Origin of the sequence: Spartinivicinus ruber, from assembly GCF_011009015.1 — a bacterium.
GTDB lineage: Bacteria > Pseudomonadota > Gammaproteobacteria > Pseudomonadales > Zooshikellaceae > Spartinivicinus > Spartinivicinus ruber.
In genome coordinates this window covers 44679-59417 of the sequence record NZ_CP048881.1, presented here as the reverse complement: position 1 = coordinate 59417, position 14739 = coordinate 44679, and the positions used below count along the sequence as shown (strand labels likewise).

Below are 14739 nucleotides of genomic sequence, written 5' to 3'. Positions count from 1 at the left end.
AATAGGTGGGTGAAATAAATTTGACTAGCTGGAACAAAGAAGCGTGAGATTCTTTTTTGTTTTAGTCTATCCATAGCCTACCTACATTCATACCTGCACAGTGGTACGAATGTGCAGGGCGATTCTAATTATTTTGAGACACGTGTCAATATTTTATATCAATTAATTTGAATTTAAATAAAAATAACACAGTTATCGTATTTTGTTTTCAATTTACAGCGGTTTCGTTGCCTGTAAATCACACCGATACCCCCCTTGTTTATCCCCGTAATGTCGTACTCGATCGATTGACCAGGTGCCTATCATGACTGCCGGAAAACTATCAGATAATGTTAATAATCCTTCTGCCACTAAATTCGGATCACCGGGCAACGTTAAATTAATGGTTGAGCCAACGCGGGCTAACCGTCTTAACTCATGTTCACATGCAGCTTGTGCTTCAGCCGCTGTATTGTAAGGATTGGGTAGCCGCCTAAACGAATCCGTACCCACTTTAATTTCAATTTGCTTGGCTTTTTCCTTATCCCAATAATACGCCCGAACGCCTTTAAATGTGGTTCGGCTTGGTAGGTTTACAGAGCCATTGACCATGGCTGCACCTGTATTATTGGCGGGTAAATCCACGGCTACCGGCGGCAATGCCTGCCCTGAAATAGCTTTCACTCTGCCCCGTCTGGCCAATACATATAAGTCATCTACCGGCTTACAAACCGCATCATATTGATTTGCCAATCTTGTTAAAAATGAGCTATCTGTTTCCTGTTTTTGATCAACATGCGAAACTATTAAGCACTCTAATTCTGGGTCTATTCGTGGGCTAAAGCCATGGGGTGCAACAACCGCTTTAAATAATTCCCCTAATCCAACATTTTCAAAACTCCTACTTTTACGTAATCGAAACGCGCTTTTATCGTCAACTTGAAACGGCGCCGCACTGCCTGTAATTGTAATCTGCCTGGGCTGCAACTGGGGCTTAATGCCGGTAATCGTAAACTCACCCTTACTAACCAGACCAGTATCGCTATACCCCAGCTGTAGGCTAATTTTACTGCCTTCTTTGGGTATGCCCTCAATGCCAGTCACATCAAGCACCGCTGTTAGTCTGTCCGTTTCATTGCCAGAAAAATCAACATATTCCCATTTAACCAGCCTTTCATTAATTAAACCTGAATGGCTTCCGTTAAATACGACTTGTGGTTTATATCCTAGTCCCATACTTTAATCACGTTGTTAAGTTTATTAACTTTATTAAGTTTAATTGGTGGCAATTGAATAACGGTGCCAGCGGGTAAAATGGGGCCGAGATACACCAGGTGTGGATTAAGCTGATAAAGCTGTTTTTCTAACGGATCATCATCGCTTTGCCTGTACCTGTAGAGCACATCCAGGGCGGTATCCCCAGCAATGCTTCTTACTTCCATTAGTTTGCAAATTCCTCCAGTGCTAGCGTAAATTCAATAACCATCGGTTTACCGTCATCAATCACATATTTTTGCTGTTCTTGAATATTCATTATTTTCCATTGGCCTAAATCATTACCGTTAAAATCCATTAACTGATAAGGCTTGCCTTCGGCTTGCATGGCTCTTAAATAATGCATTTGCTGTACACCATCAGAACCAAACACCTGACCATTTAAGCTAATCGTCTGCAAAGGCAAGCCTGTAAACTGACTTAAAGGCTTTTGCCCAAACCGCTCGACATTGGTCCAGCCCCCACCCGACTCGCGGGTTAGCTGCTGGTAGGCATTGTCATTGGCAACCGAAAAAATAAAATCGGATAGGGCTAATTGTTGTCTCATATATCCGCCCTATCCCTGAGTGAGTGATGTGTATTTAATTCGCTTGCCATAGCTGGCATTTCTGCTTCAAATTTGGCTTTTAATTCTTGCCAAATCATATCCAAATAATTTTTATCGGCTTGTGGGCTGCCCGAGGATTGCGGCAGTTGCAGTGTGGGCGCAAAATGAATGGTTTGCTGGGTTTGTTGATTATTAGCGATTTGTTCAAGCTTCGGCGGGTCTTCCAGTTTTTCATCATCACTAAAAAGACGACTAAACCAGCCTTTTTCCTCTTCGCCCTCGATGGCTTCTTCTTCATCACCATCAATTAAACCCCCTACCCACTCGCCAACATCACCACCTAATTCGGTACCGGCCATGCTGCCTAAAATACCCCCGATCGCACCACCAATAGCGGTACCCACGACAGGTATTACCGAACCAATAGCCGCGCCGGCTGCTGCACCTGCCCAAGCACCACCCATGCCGCCAAGAACTTCACCAACACTGGTCGTCAACTCAGTTGCACTTGTTTCAGACGCTTCTGGTTGCCCCTGATTCATGACAGCCTCTGTTGTCATTTCACTGGCACCCGCAGTACCCAACAGCATGGCACCACCCGCTAATAGCCCACCCAATCGGCCACCACGCCGACCTAAACGACTAGATTCAGCACCCGTCGTACGACGGGTTCCGTTGCGCCCGCCCCCTCTGCCGCCTGCCAAACTATTGAGTTGCGTATTTAAACCCTGCACCGCTGTCGCCGCTCGGGTTGCAGCCAGGGCTGTATTACGGGTGTTGGCATCAAGTCGGGCGCGAGATAATCGGTTTTGATCGGAAATACTACGAAAGAAATGTCGTATTAACCGACCACCGACCAGTAAAGCCGGGGCAATGGCTGCAATGGCCGCACCAAACGCTATAATGGTTGGCATGGCTGAACCGGCTTCTTTACTGGCAGATAACCAATCTGACAGCCAGTTTAAACCGCTTTTTAATGGCTCAATGATGCGGTTAACGACGGGCAATAATTCCTGCCCTAAAATAATTTGCAGTCGGTTAAAACTATTGCCTAACTCAATAAAATTATTTTCGGTGGTCGCTTTTCTGGACTCATACTCTAACTGCATTGAGTCGCCGCGCTCATCCAATTTATTAGCGGCATCGCCTAAAATCCGCAATCGCTCGGCGGAACTGCCTAAGCTTTTCGCGCTTTGATTAGTTAATAAAAACGATTTTTTCAGGTTGTCCATGTTGCCAATTAAGGCAGAAACAGGGCCTTTGGCTTCTTCCCCAAATAATTTACTGATTAAGGCGCTTTGCTGTTCTTTGGGAACTTCTTTAAACCGCTCAAACACCTTAAGCAACATTTCAGGTGCATTTTGCTGCATTTCCAATGCAACTTGTTCGGGATTAAAGCCCAGCTGTTGCCAGGCTTCTTTTTGCCCGCCAGTAGCCGCATTTCCTTTGGTCATGGCACCTGCAATATTTTTAAAAGCCGTCGCCGCCACGTCTGGGGCATCACCCGCTGATAATAACGCGGCGGTAAAACTCGCTGCCTGGGTTTCATTAAATCCAGAGCCTTTGGCAATCCCCCCGCTACGCCTTAATACTTCCGAAATATCGGCGGCAGTGGCGTTCATATTATTACTTAAAAAATTGGTGGTGTTGGCCAGGGCAACCGCTTCTTGTTGGCTTAAGTTCATCCCTGCCCGCCAGGCCGCCATGGTTTTACCGGCTTCATCGGCTGAAATATCAAACGCCACGGACATTTTGGCGGCACTTTCGGCAAAGCCTAGTAGTTCATCCTTGGCAACCCCGGATTGCCCCGCCGCTGCGACAATTTCCGCAATACCCGATGCCGCAATGGGCATATTGGTGGACATTTTCAGTATGTCCTGCTGCATTTTCTCCCGTTGTTGATTTTGCTCCGCTTCAGAGCCTTTAAAATCAACCACTTTAAACACATCCGCCATCGAGCTTTCAAAAGACACCGCCTGCTTTATAGGGACAGCTAACGGGGCAGCCGCTAGCCCAGCGGTTAATAATTGTCCGCGTAATTCAGCGCCACGCGCTCTATTTTGTTCTACCCTCCTTTCGGCTTCTGAGAGCCGCTGTAAGCTTTCTCGTTGTTGCGCTAACGCTCGGTTAGCTTGTTCTGTTACGCTTTGTAGGCGTGCTTGTGCACGGGTTAAATCGTTGGTTTCGACACCTGCCGTACTTAATTGACTGGTTAGGGTGCGTAACCGATGGTGTTGCTGTCGCTCAGCGGCTTCTAAATCCCTAACCGCGCGTTGTGCTCGATCAAACTGTCGTGTGAGCTGGGCCGTGGGTTGAGCCGCCCGATCCATGGCAGCCCTCAGTAAATCCTGCTGTTCACGCGCATCTTGTAGACGACGCCTGACGCCTTGTAAGGCGGTTTGCTGTCGCTGCAAACTGCCGATGTCTCGCTGCAACAGTTGCAGTCTACCAAGTGCCTGACGTTGATCGGTTAGCCCTTGCGTTAGCGCATGATTTACCCGGTTAAACGAGCGAACTGGACCACTGAAGCGGTCTACCGCTTCGATAGCAATGGAATAACTGGATTGAGACATAACTAGTGATACAGACGACGGTAGGCGACTTGATAGAACGTGTGCAGCTCATCAAGGCCGTAATCATCTAACTCATTGGGTGATATATGGTAAATCGGTGGGATAACGGTTCTTAATTTGCGAAAATCTTTTTTGCTGAAAAATAATCGCTGGTTTTGGTAAAAAAATCCGTGGCCCGCTCTAACAGTAAAAACCAATCAGGTAAGGAAAGTTGTTCCATTTGCTCATTGGATAAGGCAAAACAGGCACCTACCGCTAATTTATTAGCTTTATCCGTATCCGCCTGGTGTTGCATGATCAGCTTCCAGGCCCTGGCGGTGGGGATCGTAGCCGATACATGGGTCATCGGTCCCAGCGGCTTTAATAGTGGAATATTCTCGTAGCTATCTGGATCAATGGAAATAAAAAAATCACTTTTCTTTTGCAAATAATCCGCAAGCCGTTCGCTTAATACCCGGTAATCCGGGGCTTTTAATTCAAGTATTTCCGCTTCCTTCAGCCCGGTGAGTCGCTCCAAATAAGCAATTTCCAGGTCGATCCCTTCGAGTTTTTGGGTTTGTTCCAGGGTTAAAAAGTCATGATAAACCGGCAATTTTAGGGATATTTCAGCAAGGGGGGCTTGCCCTTCTCTTGCTAAAGGCCAATGGATTTTAATTGTGTTGGGTGTAAACGTGTGAGTGGTCATCTGTTTTTTATTCATTAATTCAGGTTAACGTGTTGGTTATGAATCGCGTTGATATTGCCTTTGCCTAAATCGTAAATACCGCGATTAATATCAATTTCGTAAATGGTTTGATTATTTTCGGTTTGTTTAAAATACCGGGCTGAGCCTTTTACGGTATGGCTGGGTTTACTGCCCATGGTGACACCTTCCTGCTCAACCTCTAAGATTTGGCCACGGATGATGTATTCTATTTTAAAGGCGTTGTTGTGCTCGTCGCTGTAGGACTCCCACACGCTTAATGTAAAGGGTTCATCATTATGCACCCCGTAGGCGTTCAGCTCCTCAATGCCTGCCCCAGCAAGCTTGACGGTCCATTCCATGGCCTCAAAGCCAGTCATGATTTTATCCGCCATCAGTCGCCCACCCCGTACCTCTTCGGTGGTTTTCTTGATCGCAGGCGGGCTAAATTCTTCTAATTTAAAAAAGATCGGTACGCCATTAAATTGCGCGTTTCGGCTTCTTAATGCGCGTTGGTATTGCTTCATACAATGTCACCTAAAAACTCTTCTAATATTTTTTTCGATGGGTTGAAGTGAAAGGTCATGTGCTCGTTTGGTGAGAAACGCCCATATTCCAGCACAATAAACCAGGAACCATTGCGGTAATTTTCCACGTTATTTAATTCAGGATGCAGGTAAGCGTTGCCGCCAGGAATAATATTACTCGCCGCCAGGTTACTTAAAAAATCATTGAGTTTTTCCAGTTCCGCTTCCATAAATTCACGGGTTAAGTTTTTCCCCATGGCCCGCTCACTGGCCGCAATAATTTTGCGTGCAATGACGTTTTCTAATCCCACATGACTGATAAATTTACCCGTTACCGCCCGGTTGCCCTTGACTGAAAAGCCGCCCAGTGAGGTACGCGCAAAGTACGATATACCGTAGGCGTTGAGTAAATCCCCTTCTGAGGTTTTATCTAAAATGTTGTAGCTAATCGGTCGCATCACATCACTGATACGCACGCCCTGATTATCGGGGGATTCCCATTGATTAACGGCAGCAATAGCCCCCATCGCCATGGTGCTGGCCGGTACATAAATATACCCTTTGGCTTTTTTACTGTAGATTTTGGCGGAAGGTTCAACCAGATAAACCCGCTCATAACCATTACCCTCGCCACCTAATGACTCCGAAAGCGTTAACGCCTCGGGGCGGGTGGTGCTGGTACAGTCAGCCACCACAATGGCCCACGATTGCACGGCCAGTGACACCAACGCATCAATTACCGGCTTGTTTTGGCTGTAACCGGGTGCCGCAATCAGGGTTGGAGTTTCCGGGCAAAGCGCCAGGGCGGCAATACCCGTCGCCTGTCCAGTATCGGGGTGAATCCCCCCAATAATATTATTCATGGTGGCGGTGGCGTCTTCTTCCACTTCTGGCACCACCACAACATACTGCACTACTTGGGTACGTTTAAGGGTTTCAGAGACCGCATGAAAGCCGGTCCCCCGTTCATCGCCTGTCGTATCTAACAGCCGGGCATCTTTATGGCTGGCAATGCGGATCGGCGTATTAAATGGCACATCCGCGTGTTTGTCGGGTGCTGTGACAACCCACCCTACCACCTGCTTACTGGGCAAGCCCATGGGTGGTGGTGGCTCATTCACTACAATGGAAATGCCATTATGTTCAAATTGATTTATTTTTGGCATTAATGATTATCCTCAGTTTTTCGTGACTTTTTTTTCTGATTAGCTGGCTCAATGCGCCCGGTTCTTAACAACTGTTGTGCTTCACAGTCGGATAAATCCAGGGTTTCATTCGCCATGGTCCACCCTTTACGCCAGGGGAATGGCGCATTGACGCGGTATTTTTTCAACATGAATTAGCCACCTGAATATGGTTGGAAAATAAAAAGCAAAGGTAGAGGTCGGCTTGTGTCGTCTCTGGCACCTGATGTTGATCGGCTAACGAAAATAAATAGCCATCACCTGTGTTATTGGTGTGCTCAACGGCATCAATCACAAATGTGCCACCACTGTTTAATGGGATGGATAAGCAATTAAATAGCCGCTTACCTGACTGGTATTCGTCTAAAAACCCTTGCTTGGGAAAATATAAAAACCACGCCTCATTAAACTGCGAGGTGACAGTGTCGGGTAATGACTCATTAAATAGCTGCTTTAGTTCTGGCGAAAACTGCCAATATTTTAAGGTGCGGTAAGTTGATAACGCTTTTGTACCGTTTTGGCCTATGCGCCGATAAACCCCTTCGCTTTTAGTAAATCGGGCGAGTTCTTTTTTAGCGGCAAGCAACAGGGCAGAACACTGCGCCTTTGTCAGTAAATTAGGAATAATGGTTGTCATGAATAATTATTTGTATAAAAAAATCAGGGTATAACGGTCTGTTAATGCGGTAGCGACAGAATGAATCGTTGTGATGTTATCAAGGGTTATTAACTGCCCGGCTTGGTCTGGAATCTCAACTGGCTGGGTTAATTGGTTGTCTCGATACCAAATAAACGCGCCACTGTCAGACTGTAGTGACAAAACAGCAAAAGCCAGGTAGCCCTCATTGTCGATATGCGGCGGAATAAAACCGCCTTTTGGCATCCAGTTGATTGCCCAGTCTTCCAGTTCATAGGGCGCTAACGCGGGTGCAATGGCATCAATTTTTTTTCGAATGGGTTCAGGGCATGAAATATGACCACAGGAGTAATAACGGCCTATACTGCCGTCTATCCCAAGGTTCGGCTTATGGGTTGAGCGATCCCGCCAGTAGGCTTGATCTATTTGCGTGATCAAGTCACGCAAACTATTGACTTTATCTGCTGGAAGATAAGTTTTAGATGAGACCATGGGTGTTATTGTCACGGCCAATCATTTCATGTAGGCCGCCCTCAAGCTGTTTATTTAACTCTTCTCTTTCCCTGGCTTTATCCCAATACTCATACCCATCAACGGCCTGATAAGCGGCTTTGTAACGGTCGTTATTGTCTCGAATCCGGGTTAAATACTCGCGCATTTCCCGGTACTTTGTCAGCTGACTTTCATCAACATTACTCGCTGCAATTAATGCGTCGATCACGTCATATAAAATATTAAATTGCTGGTAATATCGATATTTTCGAAAGACTTTAGTCTGGCAATCAATATTTAATTCATCTTCGGTAATAATAATCTTTCGATTTGCTCTTTTAACCACTTTACCCGTGTGATAGTTACCCTCCCATACTTCAGTGTCTGGGTCTAAATCTACCACCTTATATTTAAAATGTTCTTGGTTACAGGTTTCAGGGGTAACACTCATGCCATCCCCGGCGTAGGTTAAACCTAAATAGGCATCAGTAAACTTATTAAAAATTAAAATCACGTTCATTAGGCAGGCTCCCGTCCTGGTTGATTCGCTAATAAATGCCAGCCGCTACGACTGCGTAAAAAGGTCACCATATGACGGGTATTCCAGTAATGCGTACCATTACCTGTACCCCTGGCGTGTTGATTGGAATACAACACAATCATGTGGTCGTTATCTTGAAAGGTATCGTCTGGGTGAATGGTTTTAGCCCAGTTCAAGGCCGTGTAAATATCCCCGGTTTGACCAATTGAAGTCACATCGACCCACACCGATTTCGTGCGGTGATCCAGCTTAAAATACACATCATCATGGTTATGTGTAGCGGGTGGGTAATCAGCCGGTTTATCGGTCACTTCTTCCCAACTGGGTTTGTGGCCTTCGTGATAAACCGCATTATCTAACACATTAATTTCGCCGGTAAAATTACCGCCGGTTTTTTGAATATACTGCGGGTGCGGGTCTGGCTCGGCTTCGTGGTTGGAAAAAGCTTTTTGCATGGCGTCAACAAACACCACTTCCCGCCAGGCTAACCACTCACCATTCACACGGCGCCGCTCAAAGGTTCTTGTCGTGCTAGTATGCTGCAACCGTTGCATAACATGCTGGTCGCCCTGGGGCAGTACCTCCACATAAAACGTGGCCATTTCTGAGCCCACGCCAATCCCGGTAGGCAATGTGCCTGCTGCCTGATCGATACGATAAAAGCCAAAGGTGATTAACTCATCTACGTTAGCCGCCGTTTTATTTTCCAGCTGGCCTAATCCAAAATCCCCCACCACCGACACGTCACCCGGCGCTTTGCCTAACTGGCTTTGCTGCACATACTGCGGGTGTGGGTCATCTTCGGCTTTATGTTGTTTCAGGCTCACCACCAGCATTTCACGGGTGGCAATGACTGAATCGGGATCAATGGTTAAATCAATTTGCTGGGTGTTGGCCGTCGCAATATACACGTTTAAGCCAATTTCTTTTTTAGCGCCCGAATCAGGCCCATTTTTATAGGTCGGTGGTACATTGGCGATGGCGTATAAATCCCCGTCGGAATCATAAATGCCACACTCCCGAATAAACCAGCCGCCCACCTCATGGGGAATTAATGCATTAATTCGGATGGTTTCAGGCGCTTCCGGGTCAATATGGACGCCATTAATTTTGGCGCGATATTGCTGATTCACTAACTCCGTTCGCTGTTCCAGTGCGGCAATATCCGTCGGTAATTCACCATCACCGATGGCAAAATCGACTAATTTAATTTTGGTATTATCTCGTCGGGCTTTTGCTTCTTTGGCTAAGCCCGTTTTAGTAATGGCTGTTAAATATTCGCTCATTCTTCAGGGTGTCTAATAAATAAAGTAATTTTTTCCAGTTGGGCAAACCCAACGGCATAACAGGTTTTATGGATCGTGCTTAATTGATTAGGCTGATACGGCTGCACTTTAATGGCTTCCCATGTTTCCAGTGCGCCCCCTTTTTTCATGCCAATTTCGACAGGTTGCGAGTAATTAATTTGATAATTATCGCGAAGACTGGCCGCATCAATCAGCCGGTCAGTTATCCGCTGCTCAACATCTTGCGACAACCCTTTTTTTTCCAGCGATACCAGTAAATCAAAGGTGTATGGTTCACTGTCGCTTTGATACCAGGGCAACACACTACACTCATAACCTAAGCTACTGACGGCTTGTTTAATCGCCTGGGTAGTACCCGCCTGGCGTCGTATCGGCCACATATCCGCCACGGTTCGCCGCTTCTCAGCCACTGGGGCGGTGGTTTTCCATTCAGATACGCCCCGCTCTTGGGCTAAGTGTGGCAACAAATGCTCGGGGGTATTAACTGGATTTTTTAGGTTGGGATAAGGGCTGGTAATGTCGTCTAGCAGTTGCTGAAAGCCTAATTCTAAAGCACGTTCTAAGGCTGATTGATTATCAGGTAAGGTACTGTAGTGTTTAATGCTCACATGGTTTTAACTTGTACATTGATCGAACGGCACACCGGCGCTTGATGTGGGGCGGTGATGAGCCGTTCAATGGGTTGATTGAGATCCACACGGCTGGCGCCGACTTCGTGTAAGGCGTGGTATATCTGGCCTATATCGATAATCGCCGCTAACCGCAATTGCGTTTCTGCATAATCTTGTAAAGCGGCTTCGGCTTGTTGCTGGGTAATTTTGGCGTCTGGCCCTTTGTAGATATAACAAACCGCCTCAATGTCATACGGCACTAGCTCCGCCAGCTGTACGGTCACATGATCCGTCGTTGGCGTGATGTCCTCACGATTAAAATAATGAACAGCGGCTGTCTTGAGTTCATCCAGTTGAGTTTGCAACGCTTCCCGCTTATCGGCGGCGGTGGTGTTTTCTAATTTGGCTTGGTCATAAGCTAACAGCGTGACGGTCACTTTGCCCGGCTCGGGATTAATCGCCGTGGCATCTTTCACCTGGGCAGACAAACCATTGCGTGGAAATTGATAATGTAAAATTAATTCGGTATCCGAACGTTTTTTAACACTGATTTCCGGTTGCTCGCCCAGCGTTAAGCCGTGATAAACATACGCCTTTTGTGGCCCAGCGGTTGAGAACGCATAAGGGGCTAAAAAATAGCGTAGCCTTAATGATTCGTCATTTTCCATGACGGGGGGCTTGGGCGGAAAGGCTTCAGAATCACCTGGCTCAATGACCTGGCGTTCTAATCCCAATTGACTGGCCACCAAATCCAAATTATCCCCTGTCGCATACATAGCAAACATTTGGATGGCTTGGGCGTTTATATGGCGAATGTGTTGCTGTAACACATACACCTGACTTTGTAGCATTTTGGTGAGAATTTCAGCGTTATTTTCAAAGGTGACGGCTAAAGCATCCGCCTGGGTTTTATCTTGTTTAGCCACTTCGCGAATAGTTGTTTGTTTTAATTGCGTTAGCAGCTGTTCATAGTCCGGCACTTGCAGTGCTTCAGGTAATGACAGCTGATTTTGACCAGGAATAATCATTCAATTACTACTTCTAACGTTGTATTTTTTTCCTCCCATTGTCCGGTTAATACGGCAATAAACCCCTGTTCACCCGCCATCACCTGGCAACGCTTAGGCGTAAAGTCTTGTACATCATTCGCCGGATTTTTGAGGGCTTCCAGAATATACATTTGTGCCAGCATGGCATTTTGCGGGGTTTGTAATTGCCCCATTAATTCCGGCACTCGGGAACCAAACGCACGGCGTTTTAATCGCCCACCAATCGGTGTGGTAATCACTTGTTGAATACGACTAATGAGTTGGGTTTCACCTGTAATTGTCTTGCCTGTGACTCGATCAATGCCTATCACTGGGTTTCTCCCGTCGGTACGGCTTTACTGTGGCCCGACACATCGTGTGTATGGCTGTTATAAATATCCCGATCCCCCTGCATACTGTTGGTGTGGTCCATAATGTCGCCATCGGCTTTAATATCGCCAGTACAATGCAGTAAGGGGGTATCTAAGGTGATTTTGGTGGGTGATTTTATATAGACCTCTCCCGCCGTCTGCTCGATGCTGAGCCGGTCTTGGCCATGATGGTAAGTAATGCGGCTACCGTTGGGATACAGGACTGTGTGGGCGTCTGGGTCCGTTGTCGGTTGTGGGTTGGCCTGGCTAAAGACACCTGGCAGCGCCACTGTCATCGAGCCATTGTCACCACCACCAAAATTCAACAACAAGCATTGCTCGCCCACGCTGGGGCAGCGATAGACTTTTACCCCACCGGCTGCCAGGGTTATCCACGGCACAAGGGGTGTCAGGTTGTCACCATGGCGCACTTTGACTTGTGCTTTCGCCGGTTCCACCACTTCAACCACACCGATTTGCACCACGCCATTTAAACGGCGCTTGATGTCTTCTGCTTCATCTAACAGCCCGTTAATCGCGTCATGCTGGCTATTGAATCCGAACATTAGTCGCCTCCGGGTAGTGATGATCGAAAAACACCGGGTCCGGTTCACCTAAATACACCGTCTGTGTAAAAGCAATTTGCCAAGACTCAAACCCTTGACTACCGGGCTTAAAAAAGCCCGGCTCACACACGACTTGCTCAGGTGGCAATACGACAGGTGTTAAGTGCCAGGGATTAGGATTAGATAAGACACGCTCAATGGCTGAGGCTAAATCCATCGCTTTGACATTGGCATGGGGTAATGCCTGGCTAGCAAAACAATGGAGTATGACACCGACTTGCTGCCCATGTCGGCCATCGGGTGAAGGTGGGGCTGGGTTAATTTCGGCTAATTCCACAAACACCATTAATTGATGCGTATGAATAGCCGCCTCACCAAATTCAAAAAAGTTTTCGATTTTTATGGCTTCATGTAAATGCGGTTTTAATCCCTCCACGACAGCATAATAAAAATCAGAAATTTGATTAATTGTTTTAGGCATAATTAATAATGTAATTAATTTCGTGCTGCAAAAAACGTTTATAACGTTTGTTTACCAGCTTTTCGTAACGCTCCAAAATAGCCAGACTACTATCACTAATTTCCATTCCTACCACTTCAACCGGGAAGCGGTGGCGGTGGACGCGGTTTTGATTAACCAGTTTTTGGCCGGTTTTAGCGACGGTGACGTGGCCTTGCTCGGCATTAACAGCGGTGCGGATATAAACCCGCTCGCCATTACCAAACATATTGGCCGCAAAGGCCCCATCGTATTGTTCTTGCACCTGTACCCCTGCCGCGTTCTGTCGTGGGTCACCTGTCTTATGGGCGGCAATGGCCAATACCCCGACCCAAATGGATAAAGTGGGTTTATTTCGGCTAACGGTGACACGGTAACGGCGGTTTAACGCCTTCTGTGCAATACCCAACTCGCGGCCTATGGCTCGTTTGGTGTGAGTCCGAAACCACACGCCTGTGCGTTTAAGCGCTCGCCTAACCGCTTGGTTGATCATGTCTTCAGTGAATGCCAGGTTGTTAATTAATTGGCCTGTTGATTCTCTTAAATCAATTTGTAGAGTAAATCCGCTCATTTAAAAAATTACCAAAATCATTCGCTGGCGCCTCCTTGCTATTAAAAACAATCGGTGCCATGGCAATGCATCGGGTTTTAATCGGTTGCTGCATTCGATAGGTGGTGTTTTTGAGGGTAATCAGAGTGCCAGCGGGCAATGGGGCTAATGCATCGACTGCTGCATAAATACAGCTTTGTTGGTTAATCAATTGAGCATTGGCATTTTTTCGGGTTGGGGTTTGGGTGATGTCTGCCTCATGCCAAAACACCCGTATAGTGCCGTGCTGGTTGTCAGGTGTTGTGTAATGGGCTGTTACCCCCCACATTTCTAGCAACACCTTAAAAGCGTTAGCCTGCTCCTGCATCGACTTCTACCAAAATGCCAGGGCGTGCACACATAGGCAGCGGGTTACATTGTGAGTGTAAGTCCATGCCTCGGTTGTATTTACGGGGCGCCATTTTGGCATAGTAAGGCTTGCCTAATGTATTAGCAGTTTCATTAAAGTCAGCGGGCGCATAGGCCATGAAAAACGTATTTCGGGTGCCAACTGGAATAGCTAGCCCTTTTTCCTCATCAATAAACCGATACACGGAACCATCTTTACGTAACGCCTGCTCGGTATTTTCTCGGAAAGTGACACCACCAATAGGGAAGTTATCGCGAGGATCGCCCCCTAATTTAGTGACAGCCGCCGCATGGTTTAAGTAAATTTCTTTTACTGACGCATGGGCAATCAGTTTTTCAAAAAATTCAGGGCTAATCTCCACCTGTACCTTAGACATGCTTTCACCCATTAGCGTTTGCTCTAAATACCGCTTTAGCTCACGACACTTAGCGGGTACGCTGGTGTCTTTGTTGTCTAATGCAAAGTGAATGATTTTCTTTTGAATACCAAACTCGCGGAATAAGTCATACAGCAAGGTACCATCACCATCTAGAATTTGTCCTTTAAGCGCCCCCATACACAAATACTGTTTTGTAATTTCATGGCTATCACGGTGGCCTTGCAGGTTTTCGGTGACTAATTGCGATAAGGCTTGCAGTCGATTCGTACCAAATCCGCGCAGCCCTTGATAATCAGCGGCGGTAATGCTGGTATCCAACGGAATATGCGGAATCACAAAGCTCCTGATTTTGCGCTTGCCAGGGCGCCGGGTTTGGCTGGTTGAGCCTAGTTCTTGCGTTTGTAGCAACTCTAATACACCGCTTCTTTCTTCTACCAAAATAGTGCGGGTGCTTACTGGCTTGGTTTTGGTAAAAAATGCTCCGGCGCGGGAAGGCATTGACGGCAATAAGTTAATCGCCGCCGTCATTGATGCCATACTAAACGACGGGTCGTCAAATGGGTTATTCATTTGAAACATAAA

At 46.8% G+C, this 14739-nt stretch carries 20 protein-coding genes; all 20 read right to left on the bottom strand.

The features are described 5' to 3' along the window. Window positions 1-213: 213 nt before the first annotated feature. Window positions 214-1215 (bottom strand): contractile injection system protein, VgrG/Pvc8 family, encoded by a 1002-nt coding sequence (locus G4Y78_RS30460; RefSeq protein ID WP_163836985.1) that lies wholly within the window; start codon window positions 1213-1215, stop codon window positions 214-216. After that, a complete protein-coding gene (locus G4Y78_RS30455; protein ID WP_163836984.1) occupies window positions 1206-1421 on the bottom strand; it encodes a tail protein X in 216 nt (71 codons plus the stop codon). The genes G4Y78_RS30460 and G4Y78_RS30455 overlap by 10 nt, the downstream gene beginning before the upstream one ends. Next, window positions 1421-1801, bottom strand: coding sequence for a phage tail protein (locus G4Y78_RS30450; RefSeq protein WP_163836983.1), 381 nt, complete (start codon window positions 1799-1801; stop codon window positions 1421-1423). Before G4Y78_RS30450 ends, G4Y78_RS30455 begins: the two co-directional genes overlap by 1 nt. Beyond that, window positions 1798-4374 (bottom strand): phage tail tape measure protein, encoded by a 2577-nt coding sequence (locus G4Y78_RS30445; protein WP_163836982.1) that lies wholly within the window; start codon window positions 4372-4374, stop codon window positions 1798-1800. The genes G4Y78_RS30450 and G4Y78_RS30445 overlap by 4 nt, the downstream gene beginning before the upstream one ends. A 112-nt stretch (window positions 4375-4486) precedes the next feature. Beyond that, on the bottom strand, window positions 4487-5074 hold the full coding sequence (locus tag G4Y78_RS30440) for a hypothetical protein (protein ID WP_163836981.1): 588 nt from the start codon (window positions 5072-5074) through the stop codon (window positions 4487-4489). Further along, the gene (locus tag G4Y78_RS30435) at window positions 5074-5583 is read right to left on the bottom strand and encodes a phage major tail tube protein (RefSeq protein ID WP_163836980.1); all 510 of its coding nucleotides are present in this window, start codon (window positions 5581-5583) and stop codon (window positions 5074-5076) included. The genes G4Y78_RS30440 and G4Y78_RS30435 overlap by 1 nt, the downstream gene beginning before the upstream one ends. After that, complete coding sequence (locus G4Y78_RS30430; RefSeq protein ID WP_163836979.1) at window positions 5580-6749, bottom strand: phage tail sheath protein; 1170 nt, start codon at window positions 6747-6749, stop codon at window positions 5580-5582. Before G4Y78_RS30430 ends, G4Y78_RS30435 begins: the two co-directional genes overlap by 4 nt. Next, the gene (locus G4Y78_RS30425) at window positions 6749-6919 is read right to left on the bottom strand and encodes a hypothetical protein (protein ID WP_163836978.1); all 171 of its coding nucleotides are present in this window, start codon (window positions 6917-6919) and stop codon (window positions 6749-6751) included. The genes G4Y78_RS30430 and G4Y78_RS30425 overlap by 1 nt, the downstream gene beginning before the upstream one ends. Then, on the bottom strand, window positions 6913-7404 hold the full coding sequence (locus tag G4Y78_RS30420; RefSeq protein ID WP_163836977.1) for a hypothetical protein: 492 nt from the start codon (window positions 7402-7404) through the stop codon (window positions 6913-6915). The genes G4Y78_RS30425 and G4Y78_RS30420 overlap by 7 nt, the downstream gene beginning before the upstream one ends. Before the next feature lie 6 nt (window positions 7405-7410). After that, a complete protein-coding gene (locus G4Y78_RS30415; RefSeq protein ID WP_163836976.1) occupies window positions 7411-7896 on the bottom strand; it encodes a hypothetical protein in 486 nt (161 codons plus the stop codon). Next, complete coding sequence (locus G4Y78_RS30410; RefSeq protein ID WP_163836975.1) at window positions 7883-8416, bottom strand: hypothetical protein; 534 nt, start codon at window positions 8414-8416, stop codon at window positions 7883-7885. Before G4Y78_RS30410 ends, G4Y78_RS30415 begins: the two co-directional genes overlap by 14 nt. Continuing rightward, window positions 8416-9723: a phage tail-collar fiber domain-containing protein gene (locus G4Y78_RS30405; RefSeq protein ID WP_163836974.1), complete on the bottom strand. Its 1308-nt coding sequence runs from the start codon at window positions 9721-9723 to the stop codon at window positions 8416-8418. Before G4Y78_RS30405 ends, G4Y78_RS30410 begins: the two co-directional genes overlap by 1 nt. Then, the gene (locus G4Y78_RS30400; protein ID WP_163836973.1) at window positions 9720-10352 is read right to left on the bottom strand and encodes a phage tail protein I; all 633 of its coding nucleotides are present in this window, start codon (window positions 10350-10352) and stop codon (window positions 9720-9722) included. Before G4Y78_RS30400 ends, G4Y78_RS30405 begins: the two co-directional genes overlap by 4 nt. After that, on the bottom strand, window positions 10349-11383 hold the full coding sequence (locus G4Y78_RS30395; protein WP_163836972.1) for a baseplate J/gp47 family protein: 1035 nt from the start codon (window positions 11381-11383) through the stop codon (window positions 10349-10351). Before G4Y78_RS30395 ends, G4Y78_RS30400 begins: the two co-directional genes overlap by 4 nt. After that, a complete protein-coding gene (locus G4Y78_RS30390; protein ID WP_163836971.1) occupies window positions 11380-11715 on the bottom strand; it encodes a phage baseplate protein in 336 nt (111 codons plus the stop codon). The genes G4Y78_RS30395 and G4Y78_RS30390 overlap by 4 nt, the downstream gene beginning before the upstream one ends. Beyond that, window positions 11712-12320, bottom strand: coding sequence for a phage baseplate assembly protein V (locus tag G4Y78_RS30385; RefSeq protein WP_163836970.1), 609 nt, complete (start codon window positions 12318-12320; stop codon window positions 11712-11714). Before G4Y78_RS30385 ends, G4Y78_RS30390 begins: the two co-directional genes overlap by 4 nt. Continuing rightward, the gene (locus G4Y78_RS30380) at window positions 12304-12801 is read right to left on the bottom strand and encodes a hypothetical protein (RefSeq protein WP_163836969.1); all 498 of its coding nucleotides are present in this window, start codon (window positions 12799-12801) and stop codon (window positions 12304-12306) included. The genes G4Y78_RS30385 and G4Y78_RS30380 overlap by 17 nt, the downstream gene beginning before the upstream one ends. Next, entirely contained in the window at window positions 12794-13390 is a 597-nt protein-coding gene (locus G4Y78_RS30375; RefSeq protein ID WP_163836968.1) for a phage tail protein, read from the bottom strand. The genes G4Y78_RS30380 and G4Y78_RS30375 overlap by 8 nt, the downstream gene beginning before the upstream one ends. Then, window positions 13365-13736 (bottom strand): hypothetical protein, encoded by a 372-nt coding sequence (locus G4Y78_RS30370; protein WP_163836967.1) that lies wholly within the window; start codon window positions 13734-13736, stop codon window positions 13365-13367. Before G4Y78_RS30370 ends, G4Y78_RS30375 begins: the two co-directional genes overlap by 26 nt. Next, the gene (locus G4Y78_RS30365; RefSeq protein ID WP_329604991.1) at window positions 13720-14736 is read right to left on the bottom strand and encodes a major capsid protein; all 1017 of its coding nucleotides are present in this window, start codon (window positions 14734-14736) and stop codon (window positions 13720-13722) included. The genes G4Y78_RS30370 and G4Y78_RS30365 overlap by 17 nt, the downstream gene beginning before the upstream one ends. Between the last annotated feature and the right edge of the window lie 3 nt (window positions 14737-14739).